12 protein-coding genes are annotated in these 12829 nt (G+C 73.4%); 7 read left to right on the top strand and 5 right to left on the bottom strand.

From position 1 onward, the window contains the following. Positions 1 to 1332 carry a MocR-like pyridoxine biosynthesis transcription factor PdxR gene (gene pdxR / locus ABD709_RS05715; RefSeq protein WP_344773209.1) on the bottom strand — a complete coding sequence of 444 codons (1332 nt, stop codon included), beginning with the start codon at positions 1330 to 1332 and terminating at the stop codon, positions 1 to 3. A gap of 69 nt (positions 1333 to 1401) precedes the next feature. On the opposite strand from pdxR, the gene ABD709_RS05710 reads away from it, so the two are divergent. After that, entirely contained in the window at positions 1402 to 2082 is a 681-nt protein-coding gene (locus tag ABD709_RS05710) for a pyridoxamine 5'-phosphate oxidase family protein (RefSeq protein WP_344773207.1), read from the top strand. Further along, positions 2079 to 3365: an APC family permease gene (locus ABD709_RS05705; RefSeq protein ID WP_344773205.1), complete on the top strand. Its 1287-nt coding sequence runs from the start codon at positions 2079 to 2081 to the stop codon at positions 3363 to 3365. The genes ABD709_RS05710 and ABD709_RS05705 overlap by 4 nt, the downstream gene beginning before the upstream one ends. 79 nt (positions 3366 to 3444) lie before the next feature. Here the strand turns inward: ABD709_RS05705 and ABD709_RS05700 are convergent, their stop codons facing one another. Continuing rightward, positions 3445 to 4149 (bottom strand): NUDIX hydrolase, encoded by a 705-nt coding sequence (locus tag ABD709_RS05700; RefSeq protein WP_344773203.1) that lies wholly within the window; start codon positions 4147 to 4149, stop codon positions 3445 to 3447. Then, the gene (locus ABD709_RS05695) at positions 4146 to 6212 is read right to left on the bottom strand and encodes a nicotinate phosphoribosyltransferase (protein ID WP_344773201.1); all 2067 of its coding nucleotides are present in this window, start codon (positions 6210 to 6212) and stop codon (positions 4146 to 4148) included. The genes ABD709_RS05700 and ABD709_RS05695 overlap by 4 nt, the downstream gene beginning before the upstream one ends. Here ABD709_RS05695 and ABD709_RS05690 point away from each other — a divergent pair. Beyond that, complete coding sequence (locus ABD709_RS05690) at positions 6107 to 7558, top strand: HsdM family class I SAM-dependent methyltransferase (RefSeq protein WP_344773199.1); 1452 nt, start codon at positions 6107 to 6109, stop codon at positions 7556 to 7558. The two genes, ABD709_RS05695 and ABD709_RS05690, sit on opposite strands and share 106 nt — an antisense overlap. Here the strand turns inward: ABD709_RS05690 and ABD709_RS05685 are convergent. Continuing rightward, positions 7524 to 8045 (bottom strand): TOPRIM nucleotidyl transferase/hydrolase domain-containing protein, encoded by a 522-nt coding sequence (locus ABD709_RS05685; RefSeq protein WP_344773197.1) that lies wholly within the window; start codon positions 8043 to 8045, stop codon positions 7524 to 7526. The genes ABD709_RS05690 and ABD709_RS05685 overlap by 35 nt on opposite strands. Before the next feature lie 55 nt (positions 8046 to 8100). On the opposite strand from ABD709_RS05685, the gene ABD709_RS05680 reads away from it, so the two are divergent. Genes ABD709_RS05680 through ABD709_RS05665 form a run of 4 tightly spaced genes read left to right on the top strand, consistent with a single transcriptional unit; the run spans position 8101 to position 11206 of the window. After that, complete coding sequence (locus ABD709_RS05680) at positions 8101 to 9027, top strand: ABC transporter ATP-binding protein (protein WP_425575047.1); 927 nt, start codon at positions 8101 to 8103, stop codon at positions 9025 to 9027. After that, positions 9027 to 9821 carry an ABC transporter permease gene (locus ABD709_RS05675; protein WP_344773195.1) on the top strand — a complete coding sequence of 265 codons (795 nt, stop codon included), beginning with the start codon at positions 9027 to 9029 and terminating at the stop codon, positions 9819 to 9821. Before ABD709_RS05680 ends, ABD709_RS05675 begins: the two co-directional genes overlap by 1 nt. Next, complete coding sequence (locus tag ABD709_RS05670) at positions 9818 to 10627, top strand: ABC transporter permease (protein WP_344773193.1); 810 nt, start codon at positions 9818 to 9820, stop codon at positions 10625 to 10627. The genes ABD709_RS05675 and ABD709_RS05670 overlap by 4 nt, the downstream gene beginning before the upstream one ends. 9 nt (positions 10628 to 10636) lie before the next feature. After that, positions 10637 to 11206 carry a DM13 domain-containing protein gene (locus ABD709_RS05665; RefSeq protein WP_344773191.1) on the top strand — a complete coding sequence of 190 codons (570 nt, stop codon included), beginning with the start codon at positions 10637 to 10639 and terminating at the stop codon, positions 11204 to 11206. On the opposite strand, the gene ABD709_RS05660 is transcribed toward ABD709_RS05665, so the two are convergent. Further along, a complete protein-coding gene (locus tag ABD709_RS05660; RefSeq protein WP_344773189.1) occupies positions 11199 to 12770 on the bottom strand; it encodes a non-homologous end-joining DNA ligase LigD in 1572 nt (523 codons plus the stop codon). The genes ABD709_RS05665 and ABD709_RS05660 overlap by 8 nt on opposite strands. Between the last annotated feature and the right edge of the window lie 59 nt (positions 12771 to 12829).

Here is a 12829-nt window from a genome sequence, read left to right as displayed (position 1 = left end):
TCACGCCCGCTCGAGACCACCGGCGATCGCGGCGAGCGCGCGGTCGAGCTCGGTGTCGGTGAGCCCGCCGAACCCCAGGACGATCCCGGTCCGGCGGCTGCTGCGGCAGTAGTCGGCCAGCGAGTTGAGGTCGAAGCCCGCGTCCCGCGCGGCGTCCCTGGCCCGGCGGACCGAGGCGGCGGGCATCAGCCAGGTGGAGTACATCCCCGCGGCCGGCGCGGCGGGGGTGCCGTGCGGGGCGAGCGCGGCCGCGACGCGGGGCGCGCGGTCGGCGTACACGCGCCGGGCGGTGCGGACCACCTTGTCCAGCCAGCCCTCCCGCAGCAGGGTGAGGAGCGCGCGCTGGGCCGGCCAGGACGGCATGTCGTAGGTCTGCTCGCGCAGCGCCACCATCGGGGCCAGCAGGTCCGGAGGCGGTACCAGCCAGCCGAGGCGCAACCCGGGGCCGGCCGACTTCGACGTCGTGCCGAGGTAGGCGACCTGCTTCCGGTCGAGCGCCGCCAGCGCGGGGATGGGTGCGACGTCGTAGCGGAACTCGGAGTCGTAGTCGTCCTCGACCAGCACCGTCCCGCTGCTGCGCGCGGCCTCGAGCAGCGCGAGCCGGTCCGCGGCCGGGAGCACGTGGCCGAGCGGGTGCTGGTGGGCGGGGGTGAGGTACGCCGCCGCGAGACCCGCGATCTCGGGGGTGGCGGGCACGGGCAGGTCGACCACCTCGCGACCCGCGGTCCGCACGCACTCGACGGCGGCGCGGTAGCCCGGGTCCTCGATGCCGACCGGCCCCGCGGGCAGGTGGGGGAGCAGCTGCCGGAGCCCGTCGGCGGTTCCCGCGGTGAGCAGCACCTCGTCCGGGTCGACGGTGAGGCCGCGGGTGCGGGCCAGCCGGTCGGCCACAGCGGCGCGGAGCTCGGGGATGCCGCGCGGGTCGGGGTAGCCCATCGGCGGCGGTGCGACCGACACGTCGCGCCACGCCCGCCGCCAGCCCGCGGCGTGCCGCGGGTCGATCCACGGTGAGCCGGTGTCGAGCTCGACCAGCTCCGGTCCGGCCGGCCGCGGCGGCCGGGCTCGGGTCGTCGTACGCGGGGCGGCGCCGGAGGCCACGAACGTCCCGGCGCCCTGGCGCGCGGTCAGCCAGCCCTCGGCGAGCAGCTGGTCGTAGGCCTGCTCGGTCACCGACCGGGCCACGCCGAGGTCGGTGGCGAGGGCGCGGGTGCTGGGCAGCCGGTCGTCGCGCTCGAGGGTGCCGCCGATGATCAGGCCGCGGACCTGGTCGGAGAGCTGTACGCCGAGCGGCTCGGCGCTGTCGCGGTCGAGCCGGACGGGCAGGGTGCGCATCAAGTGTCCTGTCGAAATCGCGTGGAAGTGGCCCGTGACCCAAGGCCAATCGTGGTCGACGATAGACCCATGGAGCAGCTCTCGCCCACCCCCAGGACGACCGGCACCCGCGAGTCCGAGCGCGCCGTGGCCGACCGACGCCGGCTGCTCGCGCTGCTCGACGACGCGCTGATCGCGCACCTGGGGGCGGTGGTGCAGCGCGACGGGGTCACCCACCCGGTGGTGCTGCCGGTCGCCTTCGCGGTCGACGTCGAGGGGCCGGACGAGGGCGGGACGCTCTACCTGCACGGCTCGACCGGCGCGGGCTGGCTCCGGTCCGCGCTCGAGACCGACGTGTGCGTCACGGTCACCGAGCTGGACGGGCTGGTCGCGGCGCGCTCCGGCTTCAACCACTCGATGAACTACCGCTCTGCGGTGGTGATCGGGCGTGCCCGGCTGGTCGAGGACGCCGACGAGCGCGGGCACGCGCTGGACCTCATCGTCGACCACATGATCCCGGGCCGGTCCGCCACGCTGCGGGCCCCGACCCGCAAGGAGCTCGCGGCTACGGCGGTGCTCGCCGTCCCGCTGCGGGAGGCCTCGATGAAGGAGCGCGCCGGCGCCCCGGAGGACGAGCCCGAGGACGTGGCCACGGGGGTCTGGGCCGGGCACATCCCGCTGCGCAGGATCGCCGGACCGCCCGTGACTGCGCCCGACACCGACCGCGAGGTGCCGGACGACGTACGGTCGCGCGCGGCCGCGCTCGGATGACGCCCGACCCGGCGCACCGCGGCACGCTCGGCGTCCTCCAGGGCACCGCGCTGACGCTCGCCGGGGTCCTCGGTACCGGCGTGATCGCGCTGCCGGCGCTGGCGGCGCACGCCGCGGGGCCGGCGTCGTTGGTGGCGTGGGCGGCGCTGCTCGTCGTCTCGGTGCCGCTGTCGGCGACCTTCGCCGCGCTGGGCGCGAAGTACCCGGACGGGGGCGGCGTGGCGACGTACGCCCGGCTCGCCTTCGGCGACCACGCCGCGACCCTGGTCGGCTGGGCGTTCTTCCTCGCGATCCCGATCGGGGCGCCGGTGGCGGCCGGGTTCGCGGCGTCGTACGTCGCCGACGCGGTCGGCGGCGGCCGGACCACCGAGGTCCTGGTCACCGCGGGGGTGATCGTGGTCGTGGCGGTGATGAACTGGCTGGGCATCCAGGTCTCGGCCGGCGTCCAGCTCGGCATCGCGGCCGTCATCGCGATCCTGCTGCTCGTCGCGATCGTGGTCTCGCTCCCGCGGGTGGACACCGGCAACCTGACACCGTTCCTCCCGCACGGCTGGTCCGGCGTCGGATCGGCGGCGGCGCTGCTGGTCTGGGCCTTCGCGGGGTGGGAGATCGTGAGCTCGCTGTCCGCTGAGTACCGCGACCCGGCGCGCGACATCCGCCGCGCGACGGCGATGACGCTCGGCATGGTGACGGTGCTCTACCTCGGCATCGCCTTCACGACCGTGGCGGTGCTCAGCGGCCACGTCAGCCGGGCGCCCCTGGCCGACCTGCTCGCGGGCGCCCTGGGCGGGTGGGCACGGCCGGTGACCACCGTCGTCGCCGTGCTGCTGACCGTCGGCGCGATCAACACCTACTTCGCCGGCGCCTCCCGCCTGGGCGCGGCGTTGTCGCTGACCGGGACGATGCCCGCCTGGCTGGCGTCCGACATCCGCGCGGGCTCCCGCACGCCGCGGCACGCGCTGTCGGTCGTCGCCCTCGGCGGCCTCGCCACGACCGCCGTGGTCGCTGTTCTCGGCCGGCGTACCGACGCGACGCTGCTGGTCACCACCGGCACCTTCGCTCTGGTGTACGTCGTCGGCACGGCCGCCGCGGTCAAGCTGCTCCCCGGCGGCTGGCCCCGCGCCGCCGCCCTCGTGTCGCTGCTGGCGTCGGTGGTGCTCGTCGTGCTCACCGGACCGGCCGTGCTGCTGCCGATCTGCACCGGCCTCGCCGGCGTCCTGTGGAGCGGGAAGCGGAGGCGGGCGGCGGACCGGGGGCGGCTGCAGGTTCCCCAAGGGATGTAGGGAAAGTCGCGCTTCCCAGGCGCTGCAACCATTGGGAAGCGCAGGTTTCGCTGCATACCTTGGGAAATCAGCGCGCCCGTCAGCCCCGCACCATCGGCGGCGAGATCGTGGTGGCGGAGCCGCGCTTGTAGAGCAGGGCGCGGCGGCCGCCGGAGCCGGTGGCGGAGCCGTGCGCGTCGGTCGGTACGACGAACCCATCGGTGCCGAGCACCTTGCGACGGAAGTTCCCGAGGTCAGGGGGAGTGCCCCACACGGCGGCGTAGACCCGGCGCAGCTCGGGCAGCGTGAACGGCTCGGCGACGAACTGGGCCGCGAGGGTCGTGTACTCCAGCTTGGCCCGCACCCGCTCCCGCGCGTCGAGCAGGATCTGCCGGTGGTCGAAAGCGAGCGCCAGGCCCTCCCCGTCCTCGGGATCGAGCACGTCGTCGACCACCCACCAGCGGGCGTCTGCCGCGTCGGTGCCTGCCTTCGGGTCGGCCAGGTCGGGGGCCAGGGCGACGTGCGCGATCGAGACCACCCGCATCCGCGGGTCGCGGTCCGGTGCGGAGTAGGTGCGCAGCTGCTCGAGGTGGCCGGGGAACCGCTGCACGCCGGTCTCCTCGCGCAGCTCGCGCCAGGCCGCTGCCTCGGCGTCCTCGTCGGGCTCGACGAAGCCGCCGGGCAGCGCCCACGAGCCGGCGTACGGGTCCTCGCCGCGCTCGACCAGGAGCACGGCCAGCGCGCCGTCGCGGATCGTGAACACCGCGATGTCGACGGTCACCGCGAACGGCGGGTGCTCGCTCACAGGACCACCCCCGCGGCCGCCAGCTCGCCGAGCGCCGCCTCCGAGGACTCCGGGGCGACGCCGGCGTGCAGCCCGTCGAGCAGGCGTACGGCGAACCCCTCCCGGCGGGCGTCGAGGGCCGTCGCCCGCACGCAGTAGTCGGTCGCGATGCCGGTGACGTCGACCTCGGTGACGCCGGCGGCACGCAGCACGTCGGCAAGCGTGCCGCCGTCGTCGGTGACGCCCTCGAACGCCGAGTAGGCCGGGACGCCCATGCCCTTGCGGACGTGGTGGGTGATCGCGTCGGTGACCAGCTCGGGTGCGTAGTCCGACCCTGTCTCGTCGGACACGCAGTGCACCGGCCAGGTCGTGACGTAGTCGGGGTCGGTGCCGGGCTCGGCGAAGTGCCCGCCGTTCGTGTCGTGGCCGTGGTGCCAGTCGCGGGACGCCGCGATCACGGCGTAGTCGCCCGCGTGCGCCGCCAGGTGCTCGCTGATCCGACCCGCGACCGCCCGGCCGCCGTCGACGCCGAGCGAGCCGCCCTCGACGAAGTCGTTCTGCACGTCCACGATCAACAGCGCCTTCGTGGGGTTGCTCATGGTTCCTCCCGGTGGGTCGGTGTGCGGGGTGACGGTGAGGTACGGCGGCCCGGCGGCCACCGTGCGCGCGGCGCGGGGGAGTGTCCCGAGCGCCTGCGCGGTGAAGGCGCGCACCTCGTCGAGGCTCGGCGCGTGCACGGTGCGGCCGGCGCGCATGACCGGCACCTGGACCTGCTGCGCAGAGGTCGGAGTGGGCTCCGCCGCGGTCACGAACGTCTCGCGGACCAGGACGCCCCGGTCGTCGTACTCCCGGAACGCGTGCTTGCGCCCGCCGACCGACGCCTTGTCCTTGGACTTCTTCGAGACCCGCCGGCCTGACACCTCGACCAGCTTGTAGACCATGCTCGCGGTCGGGTGGCCGGACCCGGTGACGACGCGGGTGCCGACGCCGTACCCGTCGATCGGCGCGTCGGCCAAGGCGGCGATCACGAACTCGTCGAGGTCGCTGGTGACGACGATCCGCGTGGACGTCGCGCCCAGCGTGTCGAGCAGCTCCCGCGCTTTCACGGACTCCTCGGCGAGGTCGCCCGAGTCGATGCGGACCGCGCCGAGCCCCGGGCCTGCGACGCGGACGGCGGTGCGGATGCCCTCGGCGATGTCGTAGGTGTCGACGAGCAGGGTGGTGTCGACCCCGAGTGCCGCGACCTGGCTGCGGAACGCCGCCTCCTCGCTCTCGTGCGCGAGCGTGAACGCGTGGGCGGCGGTGCCGACGGTGGGCACGCCGTAGGTGCGGCCCGCGGCCAGGTTGCTGGTGGACCCGAAGCCGGAGAGGTACGCCGCCCGCGCGGCGGCGACCGCCGCCTCCTCGTGGGTGCGGCGGCTGCCCATCTCGATCAGCGGCCGGCCCTGCGCCGCGTCGACCATCCGCGCCGCTGCGCTCGCGATCGCGGTGTCGTGGTTGAGGACGCTCAGCACCAGCGTCTCGAGCACGACGCACTCACCGAGGGTGCCGCTGACGGTCAGCACCGGGCTGCCGGGGAAGTAGAGGTCACCTTCGCGGTAGGCGTCGACGTCGCCGCCGAAGTGGAAGTCGCGCAGGTACGCCCCCGTCTCCGCGCCGACCACGCCGCGCTCCTGGAGCCACGCGACCTCCTCGTCGTCGAAGGTGAAGTCGTCGACGAGGGGGAGCAGCCGGCCCAGGCCCGCCAGGACGCCGTACCGGCGGCCCTCGGGCAGGCGCCGCGCGAACGCCTCGAACACCGCCGGCTCGTGCACGCTGCCGTCCTTGACCCAGGAGTCGAGCATGGTCAGCTCGTAGTGGTCGGTCAGCAGTCCGGTGCGGCTCATTCGGGACTCCTTAGTTGTAGTCAAGATGACTATAACACGCGGCGGTCGCGCCGATGCCTCGGCGACCGTCGCACGCCCTCTAGCCTGCCAGCGTGGACGAGCGGCGCCGGACCGAGGAGCTCGCCCACGCCTACGAGCAGCGCCTGGCCGCCGACGACCGCGACGGCCGGCGAGCGCGCGGGGCGTTCTACACGCCACCCGACCTGGTGGCCTGGGTGCTGGACCGGGCGCTCGAGCCGGGCACGACGCGGGTCCTCGACCCGGCGTGCGGCACCGGGCACTTCCTCGTCGCCGCCGCGCGCCGGCTGGGGGTCCGCGCGGTGCACGGCTCCGACCTCGATGCCGAGGCGGTGCGGATCGCCCGGCTGCGGCTGGCCGCGGAGGACCCGTCCGTCCCCGCCGCCGACATCGAGCGGCAGGTCCGCGTCGCCGACGGGCTGACGGCCTGGGAGGGCGAGAGGTTCGACGCGGTGGTCGGCAACCCGCCGTTCCTCGGCCAGCTCCGCCGGCGTACGGCGACCGCCGGCCCGAGCGCGCACGGGCTCGGCGCCTACACCGACACCAGTGCCGTCTTCCTGCACCGCGCCCTGGACCTGGTCCGCCCCGGCGGCGCCGTCGCGCTCGTGCAGCCCCTCTCCGTGCTCGCCGCCCGGGACGCGACCCGGGTCCGGGAGGCGGTCGCCGACGCGGGGGCGGTCACCGAGATGTGGGTCTCCGAGCGCCCGGTGTTCGCCGGCACCCCGGTCCGCACCTGCGTCCCCGTGGTCCGGCTCGGCGCCACCGGCGGCCCCGGTCCTGACGACTGGGGCCGGCTCGCCGCGCCGTACTTCGGCATCCCGCCCGTCGATCTTCGCCGAGTCGGCTCAAGCTTGAGCCGACTCGGCGAGCTGGCGACGTGCACCGCGGACTTCCGGGACCAGTACTACGGCCTGGTCCCGTTCGTGGGTGAGAACGATGACACGAAGGACGGCGAGGGCACACCGCTCGTCACCAGCGGCCTGATCGAGCCGGGCGCCTGCGAGTGGGGGAGACGGAGGACCCGCTTCGCGGGCCAGGAGTACGCCGCTCCGGTCGTCGACGTCGCCGCGCTGGCCGCCGCGGACCCGCGGCTCGCAGCGTGGGCTCGGTCGCGGCTGGTCCCGAAGATCCTCGTCGCCGGTCAGGGCAGGGTGATCGAGGCGGTGGCCGACGAGCAGGGCGCGTGGCTGCCGTCGGTGCCGGTCGTCTCCGTGCTGCCGCACGACCCCGCCGACCTGTGGCGGCTGCTGGCCGTCCTCCTCGCGCCGCCGGTGGTGGCGCACGCGGCCGCGCGCTACCTCGGCACCGGGCTGTCGCCGGGGTCGGTCAAGGTCAGCGCGCGCCAGCTCGCCGACCTGCCGCTGCCGGTCGACGCCGCCGCCTGGGCCGAGGGCGCGGAGCTGGCGCGCCGGGGTGAGGTGGCGGAGGTGGGGCGGTTGATGACCGTGGCCTACGCCGCGGACCCGGCGGACGGCGTGCTCGACTGGTGGCTCAACCGGGTCGCACAGCGTCCAGGACGCCGCTGAGCGGAGCCGGCACGCGATCGGGGTCCAGGGCGGCGGCGAGCAGCGCGGCGTACTTCTCCTTGCGCCCGCTCGTCGTGCCCCAGAACCGGCGCAGCACCTCGGCCGCCGGCCGCTCGCGGTGGAAGGGCTGGTTGCAGAGGATGTGCCACGCGGGGAGGTCGCCGGCGGCCGCCACCACGTCGAGAGCGCGGGACGTGCCCAGGCTGCGGACCAGCTCGTCCTCGAGGTCCGCGTGGCACACATAGCGCGGCAGGTCGAGCCGCAGGCTGCGCAGGGTCCGCTCCACCCACGACTTTTCGCCGGCGTCGTGCAGCAGCACCGGGAGCGGCTCGGCTGCGTCGAGGTCGGCCAGGTGACGGCGCAGGTTGGTGATGCCGCCCATGGCGACGACCTCCACCCCGGTGAGGTCGCGGCCGAGCCGTTCCGCGAGGGTGAGCAGCGCGGCACGGTCGCTCTCGCCCTCGACGAGGACGACGGAGCCGGGCACGACACCGACGATATTCGAGCGCACCACGTCGGCAGGCCCGCATAACATCCGACAGGTGGCCGATTCGATGATCCGTGCGCGAGCACTGCGCAAGACCTTCGGGGACTTCGAGGCGGTCCGGGGCATCGATCTCGACGTGCGCAAGGGCGAGGCGTTCGGCTTCCTCGGGCCCAACGGCGCCGGCAAGTCCTCGACGATGCGGATGATCGCCGCCGTCTCCCCGGTGAGCGACGGCGAGCTCAGGATCCTCGGGATGGACCCGACGGCGGACGGTCCCGCGATCCGCGGCCGGATCGGCGTCTGTCCCCAGGAGGACAACCTCGACCAGGAGCTCAACGTCTTCGAGAACCTCTACATCTACGGCCGCTACTTCGGGCTCCCCAAGGCCGTGGTGAAGGAGCGCGTCGGGGAGCTCCTCGAGTTCGCGAAGCTCACCGAGAAGGCGAAGTCGCGGGTCGAGGAGCTGTCGGGTGGCATGAAGCGGCGGCTCACCATCGCCCGCTCGCTGATCAACAAGCCCGACCTGCTGCTGCTCGACGAGCCCACGACCGGCCTGGACCCGCAGGCGCGGCACCTGCTGTGGGACCAGCTGTTCCGGCTCAAGCAGTCCGGGGTGACGCTCGTGCTGAGCACCCACTACATGGACGAGGCCGAGCAGCTCTGCGACCGCCTGGTCGTCATGGACAAGGGCGTGATCGTCGCCGAGGGCGCGCCGCTCGACCTGATCCGCAAGCACTCGACGCGCGAGGTCGCCGAGCTGCGGTTCGGGGTCGGGGAGAACGAGGCGCACGCCGACCGGGTCGCCGACCTGGGGGAGCGGGTCGAGGTGCTGCCCGACCGGCTCCTCGTCTACACCGAGGACGGCGAGAAGGTCGTCGCGAGCACCCACGACCGCGGCCTCCAGCCGCTGGCGACGCTCGTACGCCGATCGACGCTCGAGGACGTCTTCCTCCGGCTGACCGGACGGACGCTGGTGGACTGATGGCCGCTGCTCTGCCGTTCGTCGAGGGCGTGCTGCGCCAGACCGACTACTGGGCGACGCTGTGGCGCCGCACCTGGCGGGGGGTCGTCGCCTCCTCCTTCCTCTCGCCGTTCCTCTACGTGATCGCGATGGGCGTGCTGCTCGGCGGCTTCGTCAAGGCCGACGCCGACAAGCTCGAGGGCGCGACGTCCTACCTCGCCTTCGTGATCCCCGGACTGATCGCGGCCCACGCCATGCAGACCGCGGTCTCCGAGACGACGTACCCGGTCATGGGCATGATCAAGTGGCAGCGGATCTACGAGTCGATGCTCGCGACACCGCTGCAGCCGCGCCACGTCGTCGGCGCGCACCTGATGTCGGTCGTGCTGCACCTGTCGGCGACGTGCGGGCTCTACACGATCGTCACGGCGTTCTTCGGGGTCTACGCCTCGTGGTGGGGCCCGATCCTCGCGTTCGGTTCCCAGGTCCTGTGCGGCATCGCGTTCGCGACGCTCGTCTATGCCTTCACCACCAGGAACAAGTCCGAGGAGGGGTTCGGCGTGCTGTTCCGGCTCGGGGTGTTCCCGCTGTTCCTGTTCTCCGGCGCTTTCTTCCCGGTCAGCAACCTCGGCTCGGTGGGATCCTGGATCGCCCGGTGCACACCGCTGTGGCACGGCGTGAACCTCTCCCGGATGTTCGCTCTCGACAACGTCACCTGGTGGGTGGCCGGCGTCAACGTCGGCGTCCTCGCCGTGCTCGCCGTCCTCGGCTGGCGCTGGTCGGTCACCGGCCTCACGAAGCGGATGATCTCGTGACGGCGACCGTCATCCCCGACACCACCGAGGTCCGGCCGCTCGGGAGCTTCGAGGCCGCCCGGCTGCTGGTGCTGCGCAACTACGTCGTCTACCGCAACGCATGGAAGCTGTTCCTGACCGGCTTCCTGGAGCCGGTCTTCTACCTGCTCTCGATCGGCATCGGCGTCGGCGCCCTGGTCACCAGCTTCCACGTCGGCGGCCGCGAGGTGCCCTACGCCGCGTTCGTCGCCCCGGGCATGCTGGCCGCCTCCGCGTTCAACGGCGCCCTGCTCGACAGCACCTTCAACGTGTTCTTCAAGCTCAAGTACGTCAAGCTCTACGACCAGATGCTCGCCACGCCGCTGTCGACCGGCGACATCGCCCGCGGCGAGATCGCGTGGGGCCAGCTGCGCGGGTCGACGTACGCCGCCGCGTTCCTGCTGGTCATGCTCGCCATGGGCCTCATCGAGTCGTGGTGGGCGCTGCTCGCGCTGCCCGCCGTGCTGCTGATCGGCTTCGCGTTCAGCGCGGTCTGCATGGCGGCGACCACCTGGATGAGGACGTTCCAGGACTTCGACAAGATCACCCTGGTCCAGCTGCCGCTGTTCCTCTTCTCGGCGACGTTCTTCCCGGTCGACACCTACAGCGGCCCGGTCCGCTGGGTCGTCGAGGCCACCCCGCTCTACCGCGGCGTCGTCCTCTGCCGCGAGCTCACCCTCGGGATGGTCGGCTGGGGATCGGTGGTCTCGGTGGTCTACCTCGTCGCCATGGGCGTCGCCGGGCTGATGGTCGTCCGCCGGCGCCTCGACGCCCTCCTGCTCACCTAGGGTGCCCGGGTGGGACGCAAGCGCCGGGTCGGCCTGGGTGTGGGTGCGGTGGTCGCCGCCGCCGTGCTCGTCGTCGGTCTGCTGCTCTTCGAGCCGTGGCTGCTCTGGGTCGACGACACCGTCGACGAGGACCTGCCGGACGCCGTGCCGGCGGATGCGACGACGCCCACCGGCGGCCCGCCCGGCCAGAGCACCAGCACGGTCGCGGAGTGGACCGAGCTGTCCTCGAGCGGGTTCGTCAGCGGCGAGCACGGGACGTCCGGCACTGCTCGCGTGGTCCGCAACGCCGACGGGAGCCTCCAGGTCTGGCTCGAGGACCTGGACACCTCCAACGGACCCGACCTCCACGTCTGGCTGACCGACCAGGACAGCGGCGGCGACTGCGGCGGCTGCTCGGACTCGTGGGGGATCTACGACGACGGCCGGCACGTCGAGCTCGGAGCGCTCAAGGGCAACCGGGGCGACCAGCGCTACGACGTCCCGGCCGACGCCGACCTGGCCGGCCTGGTGTCGGTCGTGATCTGGTGCGACCGGTTCAACGTGGCGTTCGGCACCGCGGCGGTCGACCGGATCACGTGATGTCGGGCAGGTCCTGCTCGACGCCGAGGAGCGCGCGGAAGGGGTCGCCGCGGTCGTCCAGGCGGTCGAGGACGGTGCGGATCGTCCAGCGGTCGGGGCGCAGGCCGGGGTCGTCGAGCTCGTGCCACGCGATCGGGACCGAGACCGGCGCTTCACGGGACGGCCGGGTGGAGTACGGCGCCACGAGGGTCTTGTTGATCGCGTTCTGGGTGTAGTCCAGCCGGGCGAGGCCCTTTCGCTGCTTCTTCTCCCACTTCCAGCTGACCAGGTCGGGCAGCACCTTGCCGACCGTCCGGGAGAGCTTCTCGGTCCATGCGCGGGTCTCGTCGAAGGTGTAGCCCGGCCGCACCGGGATCCAGATCTGGATGCCGCGCTTGCCGGTGACCTTGGCCCGCGCGACGAGCCCGAGGTGCTCGATCGCCGTCCGGTGCAGGCGGGCGAGGTCGAGCAGCTCCTCCCAGGTCGTCCGCTCACCGGGGTCGAGGTCGACCAGGGCGTACGTCGGCTCGTGCATCGCGGTGGTCCGCGACGTCCACGGGTGCCACTCGAGCGCACCGAAGTTGGCGGCCCACAGCAGGGCGGCGGGCTCGTCGACGACCAGGTAGGTCTGCGTCTCGCCGGCGTCGGCCTCGGGGTTGTCCCACCGCGGCAGCCAGCTCGGTGCGTGGGAGGGGAGCTCCTTGTGCCAGAAGCCGGCCTTGTCGGCGCCGTTGGGATAGCGGTGCAGGTTGATCGCGCGGCCCTCGAGGTAGGGGAGCGAGACCGGCGCGACCCGTGCGACGTAGGCCAGCAGCTCGCGCTTGGTCACCGGCGGGTCCCCCGGGAAGAGGACCTTGTCGAGGTTGGTCACCTTGAGCCGGCGGCCGAAGACCTCCCAGGTCCCCTCCTTGCCGAGGTCCTCCAACGCCTCGATCGCCTCGTCGGGGACCGGCTCCGGCAGCAGCGACTCCTCCGCCTCGCCGGCGGGCGCGCCGGAGCGCCACACCCGGTCGGGGTCGGCGGCCACGTCGTCGTTCGTGCGTCCGGTGAGGACGGACGCCAGGTGCTCCTCGGGGTCCCAGCCCGGGACGGCGTGCTCGTCGTTCTTGTGCAGGAGCAGCCACTGCTCCTTCTCGCCGGGCCGGGCGTCGTCGCGACGCACGAGGACCAGCCGGCCGCGCAGCTTCTCGCCGTGCATCTCCGCGTGCAGCTCGCCGTCGGCCACCGCGCGCCCCGGGTCGTCGGTCTTCACCGGCTCCCACGTCCCGGTGTCCCACACGATCACGTCCCCGCCGCCGTACTGCCCGCCCGGGATCACGCCCTCGAAGGACATGTACTCGATGGGGTGGTCCTCGACGTGCACGGCCATCCGCCGCACCTTCGGGTCGAGCGTCGGCCCCTTGGGGACCGCCCAGCTCACCAGGACGCCGTCGATCTCGAACCGCAGGTCGTAGTGCAGGTGGCTGGCCCGGTGCCGCTGCACCACGAACCGCCGCGCCCCGTCCGCCTCGCCGGGCGTCGTGCCCGCGGGCTCCGGGCTACGGCGGAAGTCCCGCATCCGCCGGTAGGTCGCGAGCTCACCCATGTCCTCATGGTGCCCGGTCACGGCACCGCCATCCGGTGGCCGAAAGGCCGGTCGACGGC

Source organism: Nocardioides panacisoli, from assembly GCF_039537325.1.
GTDB classification, from domain to species: Bacteria; Actinomycetota; Actinomycetes; order Propionibacteriales; family Nocardioidaceae; genus Nocardioides; species Nocardioides panacisoli.
This window is presented reverse-complemented; position numbering and strand designations above follow the sequence as displayed.